The organism is Streptomyces alboniger (assembly GCF_008704395.1).
Classification (GTDB): Bacteria; Actinomycetota; Actinomycetes; order Streptomycetales; family Streptomycetaceae; genus Streptomyces; species Streptomyces alboniger.
In genome coordinates, this window is sequence record NZ_CP023695.1 from 1,172,703 (window position 1) to 1,193,144 (window position 20,442).

Consider the following 20,442-nt stretch of genomic DNA (forward strand, 5'->3'; position numbering starts at 1 on the left):
TATGCGTGCGGAAGTGCGCACGTGCTGGGTGTGCGCGTGGACACGGCTGCTAGGGACGATGCCACGTGATCGACTTCCGCACCAGGGTGTGCCCCGCAGAGTGGGCCCGGTGGTGATGTGCCGTAGCCCCAGGTGAACGGCAGTTGAACGGACCACACGTGCGGCGTTTTCGGTGGCAGGGTGAGCAGCATGAACGGTCGTGACCTGGTGCGTTCGGTGAAGGCGGTGGGCGTGGTCGGCACGGCGCAGGGGTTGCGCACGGTGCGTTCCTCCTGGCGCAGGTGGCGGGCCGACGCGGTGGGGCTGGCTCCTCGGCGTGCCGAGCGGGCCCGGGTGCCCGGCCCTGTGGCGGGAGTGGAGCCGGGGCCCGGTGGTGGGGTGGTGCGGTTCGCCCGCTCCGCACTGCGGGTGCGGGTGACGGCCGGCGGGGCGGTCTTCTGGGGGTGGGACGGTGCGGAGCCCGAGCCCTCGTACGCGCTGTGGTGCGGGAGTCCTGAGCCGGATCCGCGGGCGGTCCTGGAGCCAGACAAGGAGGGCGGCTGGCGGGTGGTGTCGGAGCGCGCGACGGTGGTGGTGTCGCGTCAGGGCGCCGTCGAGCTGCGCACGCCCGGTGGCGTGATGCTGCGGCGTGATCTGCCGCCGCGCTGGTGGGAGCCCGCCGAGGGAGGCGCGGCGCGCTGGGTGCAGCGGTCGGAGGTGCCGGCGGACGCGCGGCTCTTCGGGCTCGGTGGGCGTGCTCGTGGGCCTCGGCTGCGGAAGGGGACGTACCGGCTGTGGAACACCGATCCCGGCGGGTCCTTCGGGCCCGGGGACGATCCGCTGTACATCACCATGCCGGTGCAGATGGTGGTGTCCGACGCCGGTACGCATCTGGTCTTCCACGACAACACGTGGGAGGGCGAGGTCTCGGTGCGTGAGGGCGAGGAGGGGGCGGGGTCGGGCCACGACCGGGCCGGCTCGTGCGAGGTGCGGATGGAGGGGGGCCCGCTGCGGTGCTGGGCGATGGTCGGCACTCCCGCGCGCGTGCTGCACACCTGGGCGTCGCTGACGGGTCCCCCCGCGGTGCCGCCCGCGTGGGCGCTCGGGCACCATCACGCGCGGTGGGGGTTCGGCAGCGAGGAGGAGGTGCGGCGGATCGTCGCGGGCTATCGGGAGCACGGCCTGCCGCTCGATGCCGTACATCTGGACATCGATCACTACGAAGCGCATCAGGTGTTCACCGTCGACAAGGAGCGCTTCCCTAAACTGCCGCAGTTCTCGGACGAGTTGCGCCGGGAGGGAATCCGGCTCGTCTCGATCGTGGATCCAGGGGTGAAGGCCGAGGCGGGCGTCGAGCTGTACGGCAGCGGGGCGGCGGTCGACGCTTTTGTGCGGGACGCGGCGGGGCGGCTGGTGCGCGGTGTCGTGTGGCCCGGTGAGGCGGTGTATCCGGATTTCACCGACCCCCGCACGCGGGAGTGGTGGGGCCGCCTGTACGAGGAGCGGCTCGACCAGGGTTTCGCGGGGTTCTGGCACGACATGAACGAGCCGGTGTCGTTCGCGGCGTTCGGTGAGGCGACGCTACCCCGTTCGGCGCGGCACTGTCTGGAGGGGCGCGGCGGCGACCACCGGGAGGCCCACAACGTATACGGGCTGGCGATGGCCCGTGCCGGGTACGAGGGGTTGCGTGAACTGCTCCCCGAGGAGCGGCCCTTCTTGTTCTCGCGTTCCGGGTGGGCGGGGATGCAGCGCTACGGAGGGACGTGGTCCGGCGATGTGTCCTCGGACTGGCCGGGGTTGCGGGCGTCGCTCTCGCTGGTGTTGGGGCTCGGGCTGTGCGGTGTGCCGTATTCGGGTCCCGATGTGGGCGGGTTCGACGGCAGTCCCTCTCCGGAGCTGTATCTGCGCTGGTTCCAACTCGGTTCGTATCTGCCGCTGTTCCGTACGCATGCGGCGATCGACGCGGGGCGGCGCGAGCCCTGGGAGTTCGGTGCGGAGGTGCTGGGGCACGCGCGCGTGGCGCTCGTCGAGCGCAGGCGGTTGCTGCCGTACTTCGTGACGCTCGCCCAGCTGGCCAGGCGCACGGGTGCGCCTTATGTGCGGCCCGTGTGGTGGGGCAGTCCCGAGGACAGGGCGCTGCGCGACTGTGAGGACGCGTTCTTGCTCGGGGACTCCTTGCTGGTGGCGCCGGTTCTGGAGAGCGGGGCGCGGGAGCGGTCGGTACGGCTGCCGCCGGGGCGCTGGTACGACACGGCGACCGAGCAGGCGTACGAGGGGCCGGGGCAGGTGCTCCTGGACGCGCCGTTGTCGCGCGTTCCCGTACTCGCGCGGGCGGGCACGGTACTGCCCGTGCTGGGGCGCGACGGCGCCCTTGAGCTTGAGGTGTGGGCGCCGGCGGTGGGGCGTACGGGCGGGGGCCCGGTGATCGCCGATGCCGGTGACGGGTGGGAGGAGCCGGTGGTCGAGCGGTTCACCACGCGGTGGAGCGGGGGGCATGTGGTCGTCGAGAGGGACGGGGGCGGAGCCGTGCCGTGGCCGGTGCGGGTGCGGGGCCTCACCGCGTGAGGCGTACGTACGGCTCTGGGGCGGGGGCCCGGGGCTCGCCGCGGCCTCTGGAGGGCCGCTGGACGTCTCGCTCCGGTGTGACTGAGCGGCCTGCCCCGGTGTCGTCTGGGCGGCCGCCACTGGCAGCCCTCTCGGGGCCCCGGCCGGGGTTCGGCCGGGGCGGTGACGTGTGTCAGATGTAGCGGCCCTCGAACCACGCGCGTGCCGCCAGGGTGTGGAGCGGGAAGGCGAGTTCTTCGGGGCGGCGCAGCAGGTGCCAGCCTTCGGTCTCGTCTGTCGGCGCGGAGGCCGGCAGGTCGGCGGCAGGGCGTTCGGGGAGGAGGCCGAAGAGCAGGAGGTAGCCGTCGGGGGCGCTCAGCGCGTCGATGAGGCGGACGTCGCGGCTCTGGGCGCCGATGCCGGTCTCCTCCTTCAGTTCGCGTACGACCGCGTGCCGCCAGTCCTCCCTGTCGTCGATGAAGCCGCCGGGGAGGGCGATGCCTCCGGGGGCGGGAGCGATGCTGCGGGTCACGACGACCAGGCCGGTGCCTTGCGTGTCGTAGACGGGCTGGAGGGCCACCGCTACGGGGAGCGGGTTGCGGTAGGCCACGGCTCCGCAGGCGGCGCAGGTGCGGGGCCCGGCGGAAGGCTGGTCTTCGTAGGACGCTCCGCAGCTCGAACAGTGGGAGCCCGGGGCGGAGTTGGCGAGGTGTGGGGATGCGGACACGCCGCGGACTGTATCCGATCTCCGCGGCGTCGGTCTTCCCTGGTGGGCGGTGATCCTGATAGACGCAGGGAGCATGACAGCTTTTGCCCCCGCTCTACGGAATCTCACCGTCTCCGCCGCTGCCCTGCTGGCGGTGGTGGGCGTCCCCTCCCCCGCGCACGCGAAGCCCGAGCCGAAGGCTCCCGAGGAGTTCGTGGCGTTGCGTGACGTCGATCCGACGATCATCCAGGAGATCCGGTACGTCACGCCGCACAACTTCGTGGGCGAGCCCATCGACGGCTACAAGAAGCCGATGTGCATCCTTACCGAACCCGCCGCGAAGGCGCTGCACAAGGCGCAGCGCGGGCTGTTGCGCAAGGGCTACTCCCTGAAGGTGTACGACTGCTACCGGCCGCAGCGGGCCGTGGACCACTTCGTGCGCTGGGCCGAGGATCTCGGTGACGAGCGCATGAAGGCGGAGTTCTACCCCCGTGTCGACAAGTCGCGGTTGTTCGCGGACGGCTACATCGCGGAGAAGTCCGGGCACAGCCGGGGTTCCACGGTGGATCTGACCGTCGTGAAGCTTCCGCCGGTGCCGACGCGTCCGTATGTGCCTGGGGAGCCGCTGAAGCCCTGTTACGGCCCGCAGGGTGAGCGTTTCCCGGACAACTCCGTGGACATGGGGACAGGGTTCGACTGCTTCGACACGCTGTCGCACACGGATGATCCGCGCGTCACGGGAAAGCAGCGGGCCCACCGCGAGCTCCTGAGGGGAGCGCTGGCCAAGGAGGGCTTCGTCAATCTGCCCGAGGAGTGGTGGCACTTCACGCACAAGCCCGAGCTGTTTCCCGACACCTACTTCGACTTCCCGGTGTCCCGGAGGTCGCTGGCGGGCCGCTGACGGACGGATCGTGCCCCTCGGAGCGCGACCGGGGCCACCCCCGTCGACCCCGGTCGCGCTCTCCGTAGTCTCCGGCTTTTCCTCCCTCTGACGAAATCCGGTTGCCCGTGGCACACTTCTGACAGGCCGTCAGGTTCGGTGAAGCCCGCGCCCTTGGAGGAGCCTTGTCCCGTACGCGCACCCCTGTAGTGGCCGACTGGTTCGCCGGGGAGGGGAAGAGCTTCCGCCTTCTGGGCACGCGCTGTTCGGCGTGTACGTGTGTCTTCTTCCCGCGCGAGGACCGCTTCTGCCGCAATCCCGGATGCGAGGGCGGCGCCCTGGTCGAGGTGGCGCTGTCGCGGCGCGGGCGCGTCTGGTCGTACACCGACGGACGCTATCGCCCGCCCGCGCCCTATGCCTCCGATCCGGAACTTCCCTGGGAGCCCTACACGTTGATCGCTGTGGAGCTGGAAGCGGAGCGCATGGTGGTGCTGGGCCAGGGGGCTCCCGGCGTGTCGGTCCGCGACCTGGAGGTCGGCATGGAGGTCGAGGTCGTCCCCGGCGTGCTCGACGAGGACGGCGAGACGACGTGGACCACATGGCACTGGCGGCCCGTGGGGGTGAGCGCATGAGCGGTGAGGTGGCGGTGCTCGGTGCGGGCATGCACCCCTGGGGCAAGTGGGGGCGCGGCTTCGTGGAGTACGGAGTGGTGGCGGCGCGCGAGGCGCTCGCGGACGCCGGGGTCGACTGGCGTGACGTGGGCTCGATCGTCGGCGCGGACACGGTCCGGGGCGGCTATCCCGGGTTCGTCGCCGGGGCCACGTTCGCCAGGGCACTCGGCTGGCAGGGGGCGCGGGTCGCGAGCGTGTACGCGGCGTGCGCGTCCGGCGCCCAGGCCATCGCCGCCGCGCGTGCGCAGATCCTCGCGGGGCTGGCCGACGTCGTCCTGGTGGTGGGTGCCGACGCGGCGCCCAAGGGGTTCTTCCGGCCCGCCGGCGGGGATCGGCCCGATGATCCCGACTGGCTGCGGTTCCGCGTCCTCGGGGCGACCAATCCCGCGTACTTCGGGCTCTACGCGCGCCGCCGGATGGCCGTGCACGGCGACACCCTGGAGGACTTCGCCCAGGTCAAGGTGAAGAACGCGGCGGCGGGCGCGCTCAATACCAACGCCCGGTACCGCAAGGCCGTCACCGCCGAGGAGGTGGCCGCCTCCGCCGTCGTCGCCGACCCGTTGCGGCTGCTCGACATCTGCGCCACCTCCGACGGGGCCGCGGCCCTGGTGCTCTCCAGCATGGAGTTCGCGCGGCGGCACGGCGCGGCGGATCCGGTGCGCATCCGCGCGGTGTCCACGGTGACGCCGACGTATCCGACGACGGTGCTGGACCTGCCCGACATCGCCACGGACTCCGCGTCGGCCGTGGCCCCGGCCGACGGGACGTTCCGTGCGTCCATCGCGCGTGCGGCGTACGAAGAGGCGGGCATAGGCCCCGAGGACGTATCCCTGGCGGAGGTGTACGACCTGTCCACCGCTCTCGAACTCCAGTGGTACGAGGATCTGGGGCTCTGCGCCGAGGGCGAGGGAGCCAAGCTGCTGCACGACGGGGCGACGTCCGCGGGCGGTCGGGTGCCGGTGAACACCAGTGGCGGGCTCGCCTCCTTCGGAGAGGCCGTGCCGGCGCAGGCGATCGCCCAAGTGTGCGAGATAACGTGGCAGTTGAGGGGGGCGGCAGGGGCCCGGCAGGTGGCGGGGGCGCGCGTGGGGGTCACCGCGAACCAGGGCCTTTTCGGCCACGGCTCATCAGTCGTCGCGGTTCGCTGATCCACTTCGGGGGCGCTCCGGAGGAAGGTGCCACACCGGTTAAGCAGTGCCGTCCGCGACCTTGACGCTCCATCACCGCCGGTGAACACTTCCGGGTGTCAGTCGGCGTCGCCGCACCTCGGCTCCACGCGCGCGCAGAGCCTCTGTGCGCTGGAAAGGCCCCTGTGAAGGGCCTGGTCAACGGGTCATCCCCCATGGGCGATACGACTGCGACGGCACGCTCGTCATGGACGCCGGGCGGGGCGCGGGAGACTCCCCGCTCTCGGCTGCACCAGACGGGCGCATTCAGCCAGTAGTCGTGGAAACGCACCCTGCACGGAGTACCGGGGCGCACCGCCCCGGGCGAGGGCCTAGGAGCCGCCATGTACTCGAATGGGGACATCTTCGTCGGTGAGGTCATCGGCACCGCGATTCTGATTCTGCTCGGCGCCGGTGTGTGCGCCGCCGTCACGCTCAGCCACTCGAAGGCGAAGGCCTCCGGATGGGTCGTCATCGCCTTCGGGTGGGGCTTCGGGGTGCTCGCGGGCGCGTACACCGCCGGCCCGCTCTCCGGTGGCCACCTCAATCCCGCCGTCACGCTCGGCATCTCCATCGACACCGGCGACTGGGGCGAGGTGTGGGTCTATCTGCTCGGCCAGATGGTCGGCGCGATGCTCGGCGCCGTCCTCGCGTACCTCGTATATCTCGCGCAGTTCAACGCCAATGTCACGCGGAGCGTCAAGGACAAGGTGGCCGGCGCGCACGAGCCGACGCCGACGCTCGGCATCTTCTCCACCATCCCGGAGATCAGGAACCCGGTCGCCAACCTCATCACGGAGGTCATCGCGACGCTCGCGCTGGTGCTGCCGATCCTCGCCTTCGGGCTCACCGAGGGGCTCGGCGAGTCCGGTACGCAGACGCTGATCGTGGCGTTCCTCGTCGTCGGCATCGGGCTCTCTCTGGGAGGCCCCACGGGCTACGCCATCAATCCTGCGCGCGACCTCGGCCCACGCATCGTGCACGCGTTCCTGCCGATCCCCAACAAGGGCACGTCCGACTGGAGTTACGCCTGGGTTCCGGTGGCCGGACCGCTGATCGGCGGTGCCCTCGCGGGCCTCATCTACAACGCAGCCTTCTGAGTCGTCTCATCAAGGGGTAGCCATGCCGGACAGCTCCGAGAAATTCGTCGCCGCGATCGACCAGGGCACCACCTCCAGCCGCTGCATCATCTTCGACCGGGGCGGCGCGATCGTCGCCGTGGACCAGCGCGAGCACCGCCAGATCTTCCCCAAGCCCGGCTGGGTGGAGCACGACGCCACCGAGATCTGGTCCAAGGTGCAGGCGGTGGTCGCGGGGGCGATCGCGAAGGCCGGCCTGCGTGCCGACCAGGTGAGCGCGCTCGGTATCACCAACCAGCGCGAGACGACGGTCCTGTGGGACCGCGCCACGGGCAAGCCCGTGCACAACGCCATCGTCTGGCAGGACACCCGCACGTCGGCACTCTGCAACGAACTGGGCGGCACGGACGGGCAGGACCGTTTCCGCGAACAGACCGGGCTGCCGCTCGCGAGCTACTTCTCCGGGCCCAAGGCCGCCTGGCTGCTCGACAACGTGCCGGGGCTCAGGGCGCGCGCCGAGCGGGGCGAGATCGCCTTCGGGACCATCGACTCCTGGTTGATCTGGAACCTCACGGGCGGCACCGACGGCGGCAAGCACGTCACCGACGTCACCAACGCGGGCCGCACCATGCTGATGAACCTCCAGACGCTCCAGTGGGACCCGTCGATCCTGTCGGCGATGAACATCCCCGAGGCGGTCCTGCCGGAGATCAGGTCGTCGTCGGAGGTGTACGGCACGGCGGTGGGGCAGCTCTCCGGAGTGCCCGTCGCGTCCGCACTCGGCGACCAGCAGGCGGCCGTGTTCGGGCAGGCCTGCTACGACACGGGGACCGCCAAGAACACCTACGGAACGGGCAGCTTCCTGCTGCTCAACACCGGCAACCGGCCCGTGCCTTCGAAGAACGGGCTGCTCACGACCATGGGATACAAGATCGGCTCCGAGGCGCCCGTGTACTGCCTGGAGGGGTCCATCGCGATCACCGGCGCCCTGGTGCAGTGGTTCCGCGACCAGCTCGGCATCATCCGCAGCGCGGACGAGATCGAGACCCTCGCGGCCGGCGTGGACGACAACGGCGGGGCGTACATCGTGCCCGCCTTCTCCGGTCTGTACGCGCCGTACTGGCGCTCGGACGCGCGCGGCGTCGTCACCGGGCTCACCCGGTACGTCACCAAGGCGCACCTGGCGCGCGCGGTCCTGGAGGCCACCAGTTGGCAGACTCGTGAGGTCGTCGACGCCATGTACCAGGACTCGGGGGTGCGGATCACGACCCTCAAGGTGGACGGCGGCATGACCAAGAACAATCTGCTGATGCAGCATCAGGCGGATGTCCTCGGGGTGCCGGTGATCCGGCCGAAGGTCTCCGAGACGACGTGCCTGGGCGCGGCGTACGCGGCCGGGCTCGCGACCGGCGTGTGGAGCGACCTCGACGAGCTGAAGGCGCACTGGCAGCAGGACGTCGAGTGGTCGCCGCGGATGGACGCGGCCACACGCGACAAGGAGTTCCACAACTGGCACAAGGCGGTGGAGCGGAGCTTCGGCTGGCTGGAGGACGGCGAGGGCTGAGCCGAGCGGAGCTGCGGCCCGTACCCCGGTCGGCGGGGGTACGGGCCGTACCGGCGCACGCGCAGGTCAGGTGGTCGCGGGCTCCCTGGCCGCGGCGGCCGCCTGCATCGCGTGTTCGACGACGCCGATGAGGACGTCCTTGACGGACTCGCGGTCGCGCGCGTCGCACAGCACGACGGGTACCGACTCGTCGAGGTCGAGCGCCTGGCGGACGGCGTCGGCGGGATAACGGGACGCGCCTTCGAAGCAGTTGACGCCCACCACGAACGGTATGGAGCGCCGCTCGAAGTAGTCGACGGCGGCGAAGCAGTCCTCAAGGCGCCGGGTGTCGGCGAGGACCACGGCACCGAGGGCTCCCGTCGCCAGTTCGTCCCAGAGGAACCAGAAGCGGTCCTGGCCGGGGGTGCCGAAGAGGTACAGGACCAGGTCCTCGCGCAGGGTGATGCGCCCGAAGTCCATCGCCACTGTGGTGGTGTGCTTGCCCGATACGCCGCGGGTGTCGTCGAAGGGGCGCCCCGCCTCGCTGAGGGCCTCCTCCGTGCGCAGCGGCCTGATCTCGCTGACCGCGCCGACCAGGGTCGTCTTGCCGACGCCGAAGCCTCCCGCCACCAGGATCTTCAGCGTGACCGGCTCGACGGGGGCCTTGCCGCGCTCAGAACGCCTGAAGATCATCGCTCACTTCTCCTGGATCAGTACCTGCATCAGTGGTGTCGCGGGGGGCCGGTCCGTATCCGCCGCCGCCGGGGGTTTCGATCACGAGTACGTCGTCGGGGCCCAGGTCGGCCGAGTCGCTGCCGCCCAGCTCCGTCACGGTGCCGTCCGCACGCTCCACCCGGCCCGCGCCGGGAGCGCCGCCCGCCATGCCGTACGGCGGGACCCTGCGGTGCTGAGCCAGGGTGGACACCGTCATCGGCTCGCGGAAGCGGATGCGGCGCACTGCCCCGTCGCCGCCGCGCCACCTCCCGCTGCCGCCGCTGCCGCGCCGCACGGCGAACTCCTCCAGGATGACGGGCAGCCGCCACTCCAGGACCTCGGGGTCGGTGAGGCGCGAGTTGGTCATGTGGGTCTGTACGACGGATGCCCCCGCGAAGCCGTCGCCCGCTCCGGAGCCGGAGGCCACCGTCTCGTAGTACTGGTGACGGGCGTTGCCGAAGGTGACGTTGTTCATCGTGCCCGAGCCCTCGGCCTGCACGCCGAGGGCGGCGTAGAGCGCGCCCGTGATGGCCTGTGAGGTCTCCACGTTCCCCGCGACGACCGCCGCGGGCGGCTCGGGGGCGAGCAGGGAGCCGGGCGGCACGATGATGCGCAGGGGGCGCAGGCAGCCGTCGTTGAGCGGGATGTCGTCGTCGACGAGGGTGCGGAAAACGTACAGGACCGCCGCGTTGACGACCGCGAAGGGTGCGTTGAAGTTCGTGGCGAGCTGAGGGGACGTACCGGTGAAGTCGACGGTCGCGGAGCGTTCTTCGCGGTCCACGGTGACGCGGAGTGGGAGGGTGGCGCCCGAGTCGGTTTGATAAGCGAACTCGCCCTCTTCGAGGACGTCGATGACGCGGCGGACGGATTCTTCGGCGTTGTCCTGGACGTGTTTCATGTACGCCTGGACGACGTCGAGTCCGAAGTTGTCGATCATTCGGGCGACTTCGTCGACGCCCTTCTGGTTGGCCGCGATCTGGGCGCGCAGGTCGGCGAGGTTGGTGTCGGGGTTACGGGAGGGGTAGGGGGCGTCGGTGAGCAGGCGCCGGGTCTCGGCCTCGCGGAAGCGGCCCTCTTCTACAAGAAGCCAGTTGTCGAAGAGGATGCCCTCCTCGTCGATGGTGCGGCTGTCGGCGGGCATGGAGCCCGGGGCGATGCCGCCGATCTCGGCGTGATGGCCGCGCGAGGCCACGTAGAAGAGGATCTTCGGGGGTTTCGTCGTGGTGCCGTGCTCGAAGACCGGCGTGATGACCGTGACGTCAGGCAGGTGGGTGCCGCCGTGGTACGGGTCGTTGACGGCGTAGGTGTCGCCCGGCCGCATTCCGCTGCCGCGGCGTTCGATGACCTCCTTCACGCTCGTGCCCATCGAGCCCAGGTGGACGGGGATGTGCGGGGCGTTGGCGACGAGGTTGCCGTCGGGGTCGAACAGGGCGCACGAGAAGTCGAGCCGCTCCTTGATGTTCACCGACTGGGCGGTGGACTCCAGGCGGGCGCCCATCTGTTCGGCGATGGACATGAAGAGGTTGTTGAAGACTTCGAGGAGAACGGGGTCGGCGGCGGTGCTCGCGGTGGAACTCTCCGGCTTCGCGACACGTTCCATAAGCAGGTGTCCGGTGTCCGTCGTGACCGCCTGCCAGCCGTCGTCCACGACGGTCGTCGCGCCTGTCTCGGTGATGATCGCGGGCCCGGTGACGATGTCCCCGGGGGGCAGCTGTTCGCGGCAGTGCAGGAGTACGTCACGCCAGGCGCCCCCGGTGTGCAGCCGGACGCTCCGCGGGGCGCCGGCTGTCACCTCGCCCGCGAGGGTGGAGAGGTCGGGTGGCTCGGTGAGCCCGGTGGCCTCCACGGAGAGGGCCTCCACGACGACTGGGCGGTCCAGGGTGAAGGAGTAGGTGGCGCGGTGGCGGTCCTCGAAGGCGCGGATCATGGTGTCCGGCTCCGTGAGTTCCACGGTGAGGGCGGTGTCGGTGCCGTCGTAGCGCAGTTGGGCGCGGCGCGTGACGCGTACGCGGTCGAGGGGAACGTCCTCGGCCAGGAGTTCGGCGCGTGCGGTGTTCTCCAGGTCGTCCGCGGTCTTGCGGATGTGCGGCATGGCGGCGGCGTCCAAGGGGGTTTCCACGGACTGTTCCCGCATCGACGTGGTGTCTGCCAGGCCGATGCCGAGGGCGGAGAGGACACCGGCCATCGGGGGGACGAGGACGGTCCGGATGCCGAGCGAGTCGGCGACCATGCACGCGTGCTGGCCGCCCGCGCCGCCGAACGTGGTCAGGGCGTAGCGCGTGACGTCGTGGCCCTTCTGGACCGAGATGCGCTTGACGGCGCCCGCGATGTTGGCGACCGCGATGCTCAGATAGCCCTCGGCGACCTGCTCTGGCGTGCGGTCGTCGCCCGTCGCGTCGTGGATCTCGCGGGCGAGGGCGGCGAAGCGGTCGCGTACGAGCGCCTCGTCCAGGGGCTGGTCACCGTCCGGGCCGAATACCGCGGGGAAGTGGGCGGGCTGGACACGGCCGAGAGCGATGTTGGCGTCGGTCACGGTGAGCGGGCCGCCGCCCCGGTAGCTCGCGGGGCCGGGATCGGCGCCCGCCGAGTCCGGCCCCACGCGGTAGCGGCTGCCGTCGAAGTGGAGCACGGAACCGCCGCCCGCGGCGACGGTGTGGATGTCGAGCATCGGGGCGCGCAGGCGGACCCCGGCGATCCGCGTGGTGAAGACGCGCTCGTACTCACCCGCGTAGTGCGACACGTCCGTCGACGTGCCGCCCATGTCGAAGCCGATGACGCGGTCGAATCCGGCGAGCCGCGACATGCGTGCCATGCCGACGATGCCGCCGGCCGGGCCGGACAGGATCGCGTCCTTGCCGCGGAACTGGCCCGCTTCGGTGAGCCCGCCGTTCGACTGCATGAACATGAGCCGTACGCCGTGGAGTTCCTCGGCGACGTGCTGGACGTAGCGGTGCAGGACCGGCGAGAGGTAGGCGTCCACGACCGCGGTGTCTCCGCGCGGGACGAGCTTCATGAGGGGGCTGACCTCGCTGGAGAGCGAGACCTGCGGGAAGCCGGTGCGGGTGGCGAGTTCGCCGATGGCCCGTTCGTGGGCGGGGTGGAGGTGGCTGTGCACGCAGATGACGGCCAGGGAGCGGATCCCGTCGTCGTACGCCTTCTGTAAGGCCCCGCTCAGGCCCTCCAGGTCGGGGGCGCGCAGGACCTCGCCGTCGGCGGTGACGCGCTCGTCGACCTCGATGACACGTTCGTAGAGGAGTTCGGGGAGGACGATCTCGCGGGCGAAGATCCGCGGCCGGTTCTGGTAGGCGATGCGCAGGGCGTCGCCGAAGCCGCGGGTGATGACCAGGGCGGTGGGCTCGCCCTTGCGCTCCAGGAGGGCGTTGGTGGCGACGGTGGTGCCCATGCGGACGGCGTCGACGGTCGCGTTCTCGGCGCCGCCCGTGCGGTCGAGCAGTTCGCGGATGCCCGCGACAGCCGCGTCGCGGTAGCGGCCCGGGTGGTCCGACAGGAGCTTGTGCGTGAGGAGCCGGCCGTCGGGGCGGCGCGCGACGATGTCGGTGAAGGTGCCGCCCCTGTCGACCCAGAACTGCCAGCCAGCCACGTTCACACTCCCGCTTCCGCGCTGTTCAGAGCGCCCGGAGGCCGCTGATCACGTCGCGCAGAATACTCTCGTCCGGTAGCTCGGCGGGGGGCACAGGACGCGTCACGTGCACCAGTTCGTCGTCCACCAGGTCCCCGATGAGAACGCGGATCACGCCGATGGGCAGATCGAGTTCGGCCGCCAGTTCGGCGACGGATTGCGGCGTGTCGCGGCACAGCTCGACGATGTCCACGTGCTCCGGGGACAGCGTCTGGTCCGCCTCCCGGGCGCCGGCGGCCCCGGGCTCGGCGATGACGACCGCGATCAGGTCGAGGCGGTGCTGGGCGGGGCTGGTGGTGCGGCCGCGCGTCATGGCGTACGGGCGCACCACGGGGCCGGCGTCGTCGTCGAACCAGCGGGGCGTCTCCTGTGGCCCCGCCGCCCCCACCGCCCCGGGTGTCGCGGGTATCCCCCGCCGTGCCTGCGTCCTGTGCGTCCCTCGACCTTCGTCGCTCATGACCTCCCACTACCCTCCCGCGGGCAGGTCCGTGCGTGGTGCCGTACCCAGATGCACACCCACCCTCTTGACCAGCAGTGTCATCTCGTACGCCACGAGGCCGACATCGGAGTCGGCGTCGGACAGGACGGCGAGGCAGCTGCCGTCGCCCGCGGCCGTGACGAAGAGGAACGCGTCGTCCAGCTCGACCACGGTCTGGCGGACCCGGCCCGCCTCGAAGTGCCGGCCCACGCCCTTGGCGAGGCTGTGGAACCCGGAGGCGACAGCGGCGAGGTGCTCGCTGTCCTCCCTGGTCAGGTCCTTGGACACGCCGGTGGGCAGGCCGTCTCCGGAGAGTACGAGCGCCTTGCGGATGCTGGCGACGCGCTGCACCAGGTCGTCGAGGAGCCAGTTCAGCTCACCCTGCCCCCCGGTCGTGGCGGTGCGTGCGTCGGCCTTCGGTGCGGTCATCGACCGTTCCCCTCAGATGTCGTTCCTGGTGCTGTGCCGCCCGTGGCGTCGTCGCCCGCGGCATTCTCGTCGCGGCCGCGCTGCCAGCCCCGCTGGAGCGAGGCCATGCGGCTGCGTACCTCGTCCGCGTCACGCTCCTCCGGCCGGGACCCGGCACGGTCGGAGCAGCGGTCGGGGCCGTCCTTCAACTGGGGGGCGAGACTGGCCTGCCGGACCCGGCGGGGCAGTCCGCCACCCAGGGCGGTCGTCGTGGTGGTGGTGCGGTCGTGGCCGACGTCCGCGGAGGGCGCCGGGGCGGGGCGGGGGCCGGGCACGGCTCCGGACGGGGTGGTGCGGCCCTGCCCTGTGCGGGCGGGATCGCGTTCCTGGCTGATGGCGTCCGGGCCGGTGCGGGCGGGCCCGCGCCGCTGGTTGATGCGGTCCGGGGCGGCACCGCCCTGGGGGCCTGTACGGCGGGTGCGGCGGGGCAGTTCCGGGGCCGCGTCGGCGGCGGTGACGTCCCGGTGCGGCGGGGACAGATCGGGCCAGCCGGAGCGCCGGCGGGGCTGCGTGGGTGCCGGGACCTCGTCCTCGGCCGCCGGGGCCAGGGGCCTGTCCTGCGACCTGGTGTGCGGCACGGGGCGGCCGTGGGAGCTGACCAGCTTCGGGGCCCCGCGGCGCGGCAGCGGCACGAGTCCGCCGGAGCGGGCGTCCTCGGCCGGCTCGTCGTCGGGGCGGTCCTGCGGCGCGTCTCGGCGGGTGGGCTCGGCGCGGCCGGCCTCGCGGTCGTCGCGGGCCTGCTGGTGCTGCTCGCCGGGGGTGCCGGCGGCGCGGCGGCGGGGGCGGAAGAGACCGCCCTGCTCACTGTCGTCGTCGCCGAGCGCGCCGGGGAAGGCGTCGAGGTCCGCGAGGCCGACGGGCGCCTCCAGCTCCACGGGGCCGTCGAGCACGGAGGCGGGCAGTCCGGGCAGTTGCACGGGCACCTGCGCCAGGGCCGCCGCACGGTCCGCCGCCTTGTCGGTGCGCGCCGCGTGCTCCTTGCCCTGCGGCCGGTCGAGGCGGAAACCGACACCGCCGGTGTCGGGGACATCGTCGGTGAGCAGGGCCTCGGGGATGAAGACGACGGCGGTCGTGCCGCCGTACGGAGAGGGTTGCAGGGAGACGCGGACCCGCTGGCGCTGCGCGAGCCTGCTGACGACGAAGAGGCCGAGCCTGTCGGTGTCGGACAGCTCGAACTCAGGGGTCTCCGCGAGCCGGAGGTTGGCGTCCAGGAGCGCGTCGGCGGCCATGCCGAGCCCCCGGTCGTGGATCTCCAGGGTGAAGCCGTTGGCGACGTGCTCGCCCAGGACCTGCACGGCGGTGTGCGGGGGCGAGAACACCGTGGCGTTCTCCAGGAGTTCGGCCATCAGATGGGTGAGGTCGGCGACGGCGGGGCCGGTGACCGCGATGCGGGGCAGGCGGCGTACCTCGATGCGTTCGTAGTCCTCGACCTCGGCGACGGCGGCGCGTACGACGTCCATGAGCTGGACGGGCTTGCGCCACTGCCGCGAGGGGGCGGCTCCGGAGAGGATCACCAGGCCCTCGGCGTGCCGTCGCATGCGGGTGGTCAGGTGGTCGAGGCGGAAGAGGTCGGCCAGTTCGTCGGTGTCCTCGGTCCTGCGCTCCATGGTGTCCAGGAGGGTGAGCTGCTTGTGCAGCAGGACCTGGCTGCGGCGGGCGAGGTTGACGAAGACCTCGGAGACGCCGCGGCGCAGGTCGGCCTGTTTGACGGTGGCCTCGACCGCGGCGCGCTGGAGGGTGTTGAGGGCCTGCCCGACCTGCCCGATCTCGTCCTTGTCGTAGGTGAGGCGGGGCGCCTCGGTCTCCACGTCCACCTGTTCGCCGGCCGCCAGTCGGCGCAGTACGCCGGGCAGTCGCACGCCGGATGCCTCGTGGGCCTCCAGTCGCAGACGGCGCAGGTCGCGGATGAGGCCTCGTCCGATGCGTATGGACATGAAGAGGGAGACCAGCAGCGCGACCAGGCCGAGGACGCCGGCCAGGACGGCGCGCACGATCACGTCGACGGCGGCCGGTTCGACGCGGTCCCTGAGGCGGTCGCTCGCTTCGACGTCCCGCTCGGCGAGCTGCTTGAGGACCCGGCCCGCGGTGTCGTTCCAGTGTCCGGACGTCACCGCGCGCGGGGTGCCGGGCGCGGACTCGATGACGTCCTTCTCCGCCCTGCGCAGCTGTGTGGTCTCGGCGCCGTTCCAATAGCGCTCGTAGCGGCCGCGGTCCTCCTCGGGCAGGGGCGCGAGGTTCACTTCGTACAGAAGGGTTCGCTGCGCCCTGAGTTCGGCGACCTGGCGGATCTCGGCCCGGGTGACGCGCCGTGCGACGAGCGCGGAGCCGAGCAGGGCGTCCTCGCGGGAGAGCAGTTCACGCGCGCGTGTCACGCCGACGAGTGCGCGGCCCTGCTCGTCGAGGTCCACGTCGTCGAGGCCTGCGAAGTTGTTGAGGGTGGTGAGGAGTACGAAGCAGGGGTCGATCAGCTTGGTGTACATCTTCAGGGCGCCGGCGCGGGTGATCGTGCCCTCTTCGACCGTGCGGCGCAGCGACTCGATGCCGTCGAAGGCTTCGAGGAGTGAGGTGAGACGCTTGCGCGAGTTGCCGTCGACGCTGTCGCGGACGTCCGGATCCCCGGCGTTCCTACGGACCTCGGCGATCATGTCGTCGGTCGCGTCGCGGCTGCGGCGCAGGGCCGCGAGGGCGTCGGACGCCCGGGGGTCGGCGAGGTAGACGAGGGTCTGGCGGCGCTCCTGCTGGACCACGCGGACGGTGTCCTCGATGGGGTAGCCGATCTTGTCGACGACGGTGGTGGTGTCGAGCAGTCTGCCGGCCTCGCGGCCGGTGATGACGGTGGCGAAACCCCAGATCGCGGTGAGGGAAACGAGCGGCACGAGCAGCAGCGCCACGATCTTCCGGCGGATGGACTTCCCGCGAAAGCGCATGGCCTCCCCCAGATCGGCCCCCTGCGACCGTTGCACGGGCCAGGGGCACACATGTGCGTCAACAAACGGCGCGAGCCTACTACTGACCCATGGACAACTCGAAGGCCCATCCGAACGCTTTTCGGCCGTGACGCGAAAGAGACGCCCCTAGTTGTCCCTTCATTACGGGAGATTGCGTCCCAGCATGTGGCGCATGCACCCCGGGCCCATCACCCGTGCCGCATACGCCAGTTGGCCGGATCTCTTCGCTTCGAGGAAGCGGGACGGGAATCTTTCCGATCTCCCGTTCGTCGGTCAGGGTGCGGCGGTGAAGGCCCTCGGTCCAGGGGGCGCGCCGTGGGACGGGCGGCATAAAGGGCAGTAAACCGGGCAGCCACAGGTGACGGGCAGCCACAGGTGAGTTGGGACAAAGGGTGTCCCCAGAGGGTGTTCGTGAACGGCCGCGAAGCGGCGGGGGAGTGACGAAATGATGGGCACGGCAGAGCGCCACAAGGCGTCAGGGAGCGGTGAGGCCGTCGAGGCAGCGGCGCGCGGTGTCGCGCCGCGGGAGGTCGGTGCCGTCCGGCGGGAGACCGGTGTCGCCCCACGCGAGGTCGGTGTCACCCCGAGGGAGGAAGCACGCCCGGGTCCCCGCCCGCCGTTGTGGGTCGAGGAGCCCGCCCGTAGAAGGCGGTTGCCCGATCCGGTGCGGACGGCGGCCGTGCGGGCCGTGATCATCGTGGCCGTCACGCTGGTGCAGGCGATGGTCGCCTTCCTCGCCGCGCTCGCGGGGTCCTGGCTCTCCTTCCCCATGGTGCTGAGCAGCGTGGCCAGTACGGTCGTGGCCACCTGGGGCGTGCTCGACGTGTGGGTGACCCGCCAGGTGTGGAACCAACGGCACGGAGTGGTGTCGATGCCGAGCAGCACGGCGCGCCGGCTGCGACGCGAGCGGCGCCGGGCCCGCCGTCAGGCGCGGGTGGCGGCGCGCGGCAAGGAAGAACGCATACGGAGGCGGCCGGGTCAGTTGTCGCACCCCTAGGACGCCCTGGCCGCATCCTCCATGTACTCCCCCTCCCGTTCCGCCTCCCGGTCCGTGGCGGCAGCGGCCATGAGCGCCCTGCGCACCTTCGTGAAGGGTCGGGCGCGATCGAGTGCGAGTACCGCGGTCGTGCGGCCCGCGCGCTCGTAGACGGCGAGGAAACCGCCCCCGCCCAAAGCGTCCGGGGAGCCCTCGACGATGCGTACGGTGTCGCCTTCGCCGCGCCGCCCGGCGAACTGGAGGCGTGAGCCGTACTGGTCCGACCAGAAGTACGGCAGCGGGCGCGCCGTCTCCACCGTGTGACGCGCGAGCAAGTTCCGTACCGCCACGCGGGGTTGTTCCGTAGCACTCGTCCAGTGCTCGGCGCGGTCCCCGCCGACGCGGGCGACATCGCCGACCGCGACGACCTGGGGCAGCGTGGTGACACAGCCGTCGTCGCACAGCACACCGTCGTCCAGGGCCAGGGGCGATCCCGTGAGCCAGCCGGTGTTGGGGGCCGCGCCGATACCGACGACGACCACGTCGGCGGGCAGCAGCCGGCCGTCGGACAGTTCGACGGCGGTGACGGCTCCCCCGCCGAGGGTGGTCGGCCCGGCGCCTCGCAGCGCGGTGACCCCGGCGCCCGTCAGCAGCCGCGCCCCGCCCCGCGCGTGCAGTCCCGCGCACACGAATGCCATCTCGGCCCCGAGTTGGGCGGCGAGCGGCAGCTGCGCGGCCTCGACGACCGTGACGTCATGCCCGAGCGCCACGCACGAGGACGCGGTCTCGGCACCGATGAAGCCACCGCCGATCACGACCACGCGCCGCGGGCCATGGACGAGGGCTCGACGCAGCGCGCGGGCGTCGTCCAGCGTGCGCAGCGTGTGCACGCCTGTGAGCGCGGGCCCCGGCAGGTGTCGCGCGAAGGCCCCGGTGGCGATGACCACGCCGTCGCTCGCCAGCGTCCGGCCGTCGTCGAGGACCACCGTGCGGCCGCGCGCGTCGAGGGCATGCGCGCGGGCCCCTAAGATCCACTCGGCGTCGAGCTCCGCCGCCTCCTCGGCGTCGGACAGGGCGAGTTGGGGCTCGGCGCAGTCGCCGGTGAGGAACCCCTTGGACAAGGGCGGCCGGTCGTAGGGGTGGTGCGGCTCGGCGCCGACGACGACCAGGCGCCCGTCGAATCCCTGGGCGCGCAGTTCTCGTGCCGCGTACAGGCCGGCGAGCGAGGCGCCGACCACGGTGACGGCCCTCATGCCGCCTGTGGTGACAGCCTTCATGCGGCGGACCCCTCCTCCGCGGTGGCCAGACGCACGTGGATCACGCCGTCCTCGACGTATACCTGGTGGGTACGGACGGGCCTGCGCGCCGGAAGGCAGGTGGGGCGCCCGGTACGGAGGTCGAACGAGGCGGCGTGGAGCGGGCATTCGACCACGCAGCCCTCAAGCCACCCCTCCGACAGGGACGCGTCCTGGTGACTGCATGTGTCGTCGATGGCGAAGAGCTCACCATCGGCGTTGAACACCGCGACGGGCGGGGCGGTGTCGAGGCGGACGGACTCGCCCGCGGGGAGGTCTTCGAGGCGGCATACGGCAATCATGGGCCCCCCTCCGGTTCGTTCGGCCCGGTCCTCGCCCCTTCTGGGGCCAAGACCCTTCGATAACATGATGTTTCACATGGCGCACGAGGGAGCGCTATGCGCAACAGAATCCGGTCGGGGAGCCCGTCGCGTCAAGGGCTTCCCGCAGACGCGGCTTCAACCGGCCGCCAGGTGGTGAGAGTTGAGTTATGACCGGCACGCGGAAACAGGCTGATCAGAAGCGGAAACAGACTGATCGGAACAGGGAGCCGCACGGCGGGCCACGGGAGAGGCAGCCGAAGACGGCCGCCGGCTCCGTCCAGTCCGTGGACCGCGCGGTGAGCGTTCTGGAGATCCTCGCGCGGCACGGCGAGGCCGGAGTGACCGAGATCGCCGACGAGTTGGGCGTCCACAAGTCGACGGCCTTCCGACTCCTCGGGGTGCTCGAGAACCGCGGTCTGGTGGGCCAGGCCAAGGATCGCGGGAAGTACTTCCTGGGTGCGGGCGTACTCCGCCTCGCGGGGGCGGCGGCAGTGCGCATGGACATCTCCCAGGAGGGCGGCCCGGTCTGCCGCGAACTCGCGGACGAGCTGGGCGAGACCGTCAACATCGCGGTCCTCGACGACGACGCGGCGGTCAACATCATGCAGGCGCGCGGCCCGGCCTCCGTGACCGCGCAGAACTGGCTCGGCAGGCGCACCCCGCTGCACGCCACATCCAGCGGCAAGGTGCTGCTCGCCCATCTGCCGACGACGCTGCGCGAGGGCCTGATCGCCCGCACACTCCCCCGCATGACCGAGCACACGGTCACCGGCACCGTGGCGCTGCGCGGCGAGCTGGAGACCGTCGTGGAGCGGGGCTTCGCCATCGCCGTCGAGGAGTTGGAGGTGGGGCTCGCCGCCGTCGCCGCGCCCGTGCGCGCCCACGACGGCAAGGTGATCGGGGCGCTCAGCGCGTCGGGGCCGGTGTACCGGCTGACCGAGGACCGCCTGACCGAGCTGGCCAAGCGCACGGTCGCGGCGTCGGTGGAGCTGTCCCGGCGGATGGGGTACGGCTTCTGACAGCGCGCTCCCT

Annotated in this window: 16 protein-coding genes; 8 read left to right on the forward strand and 8 right to left on the reverse strand. The window is 71.6% G+C overall.

Translation table 11 applies throughout. The features are described from left to right. Positions 1-189 precede the first annotated feature (189 nt). Positions 190-2,544: a glycoside hydrolase family 31 protein gene (locus CP975_RS04985; RefSeq protein WP_150476613.1), complete on the forward strand. Its 2,355-nt coding sequence runs from the start codon at positions 190-192 to the stop codon at positions 2,542-2,544. Between the two features lie 172 nt (positions 2,545-2,716). On the opposite strand, the gene CP975_RS04990 is transcribed toward CP975_RS04985, so the two are convergent. Next, positions 2,717-3,250, reverse strand: a complete 534-nt coding sequence (locus CP975_RS04990; RefSeq protein ID WP_055529194.1) for an NUDIX domain-containing protein — start codon at positions 3,248-3,250, stop codon at positions 2,717-2,719. Positions 3,251-3,323: 73 nt separating this feature from the next. On the opposite strand from CP975_RS04990, the gene CP975_RS04995 reads away from it, so the two are divergent. From CP975_RS04995 to glpK, 5 genes are all read left to right on the forward strand, one after another. Continuing rightward, complete coding sequence (locus tag CP975_RS04995) at positions 3,324-4,130, forward strand: M15 family metallopeptidase (RefSeq protein ID WP_055529196.1); 807 nt, start codon at positions 3,324-3,326, stop codon at positions 4,128-4,130. 164 nt (positions 4,131-4,294) lie between these two features. Beyond that, on the forward strand, positions 4,295-4,741 hold the full coding sequence (locus CP975_RS05000; protein WP_055529198.1) for a Zn-ribbon domain-containing OB-fold protein: 447 nt from the start codon (positions 4,295-4,297) through the stop codon (positions 4,739-4,741). After that, positions 4,738-5,928 carry a lipid-transfer protein gene (locus tag CP975_RS05005; RefSeq protein WP_055529225.1) on the forward strand — a complete coding sequence of 397 codons (1,191 nt, stop codon included), beginning with the start codon at positions 4,738-4,740 and terminating at the stop codon, positions 5,926-5,928. The genes CP975_RS05000 and CP975_RS05005 overlap by 4 nt, the downstream gene beginning before the upstream one ends. Positions 5,929-6,290: 362 nt before the next feature. Further along, the gene (locus CP975_RS05010; protein WP_055529200.1) at positions 6,291-7,046 is read left to right on the forward strand and encodes an MIP/aquaporin family protein; all 756 of its coding nucleotides are present in this window, start codon (positions 6,291-6,293) and stop codon (positions 7,044-7,046) included. A 22-nt stretch (positions 7,047-7,068) separates the two neighbouring features. Continuing rightward, positions 7,069-8,589, forward strand: coding sequence for a glycerol kinase GlpK (gene glpK, locus CP975_RS05015; protein WP_055529202.1), 1,521 nt, complete (start codon positions 7,069-7,071; stop codon positions 8,587-8,589). Between the two features lie 66 nt (positions 8,590-8,655). Here glpK and CP975_RS05020 read toward each other — a convergent pair whose 3' ends face one another. From CP975_RS05020 to CP975_RS05040, 5 genes are read right to left on the reverse strand one after another with little or no spacing between them, the layout of a single operon-like run. After that, a complete protein-coding gene (locus CP975_RS05020) occupies positions 8,656-9,261 on the reverse strand; it encodes a GTP-binding protein (protein WP_055529203.1) in 606 nt (201 codons plus the stop codon). Continuing rightward, the gene (locus CP975_RS05025) at positions 9,242-12,883 is read right to left on the reverse strand and encodes a hydantoinase B/oxoprolinase family protein (protein ID WP_055529227.1); all 3,642 of its coding nucleotides are present in this window, start codon (positions 12,881-12,883) and stop codon (positions 9,242-9,244) included. The genes CP975_RS05020 and CP975_RS05025 overlap by 20 nt, the downstream gene beginning before the upstream one ends. A 25-nt stretch (positions 12,884-12,908) precedes the next feature. Beyond that, positions 12,909-13,379: a DUF742 domain-containing protein gene (locus CP975_RS05030; RefSeq protein ID WP_246201403.1), complete on the reverse strand. Its 471-nt coding sequence runs from the start codon at positions 13,377-13,379 to the stop codon at positions 12,909-12,911. A 9-nt stretch (positions 13,380-13,388) separates the two neighbouring features. Further along, complete coding sequence (locus CP975_RS05035) at positions 13,389-13,829, reverse strand: roadblock/LC7 domain-containing protein (RefSeq protein ID WP_030789315.1); 441 nt, start codon at positions 13,827-13,829, stop codon at positions 13,389-13,391. Next, complete coding sequence (locus CP975_RS05040; protein ID WP_055529207.1) at positions 13,826-16,795, reverse strand: sensor histidine kinase; 2,970 nt, start codon at positions 16,793-16,795, stop codon at positions 13,826-13,828. Before CP975_RS05040 ends, CP975_RS05035 begins: the two co-directional genes overlap by 4 nt. A gap of 469 nt (positions 16,796-17,264) precedes the next feature. Between CP975_RS05040 and CP975_RS05045 the strand changes: the two genes are divergently transcribed. Beyond that, entirely contained in the window at positions 17,265-17,813 is a 549-nt protein-coding gene (locus tag CP975_RS05045) for a hypothetical protein (protein WP_150477794.1), read from the forward strand. Here CP975_RS05045 and CP975_RS05050 read toward each other — a convergent pair. After that, positions 17,810-19,045, reverse strand: a complete 1,236-nt coding sequence (locus tag CP975_RS05050) for an NAD(P)/FAD-dependent oxidoreductase (protein ID WP_055529229.1) — start codon at positions 19,043-19,045, stop codon at positions 17,810-17,812. The two genes, CP975_RS05045 and CP975_RS05050, sit on opposite strands and share 4 nt — an antisense overlap. A gap of 20 nt (positions 19,046-19,065) precedes the next feature. Beyond that, a complete protein-coding gene (locus tag CP975_RS05055; protein ID WP_055529211.1) occupies positions 19,066-19,389 on the reverse strand; it encodes a bifunctional 3-phenylpropionate/cinnamic acid dioxygenase ferredoxin subunit in 324 nt (107 codons plus the stop codon). A 188-nt stretch (positions 19,390-19,577) separates the two neighbouring features. Between CP975_RS05055 and CP975_RS05060 the strand changes: the two genes are divergently transcribed. Then, positions 19,578-20,429: an IclR family transcriptional regulator gene (locus CP975_RS05060; protein WP_246201404.1), complete on the forward strand. Its 852-nt coding sequence runs from the start codon at positions 19,578-19,580 to the stop codon at positions 20,427-20,429. The last annotated feature ends 13 nt before the right edge of the window (positions 20,430-20,442 follow it).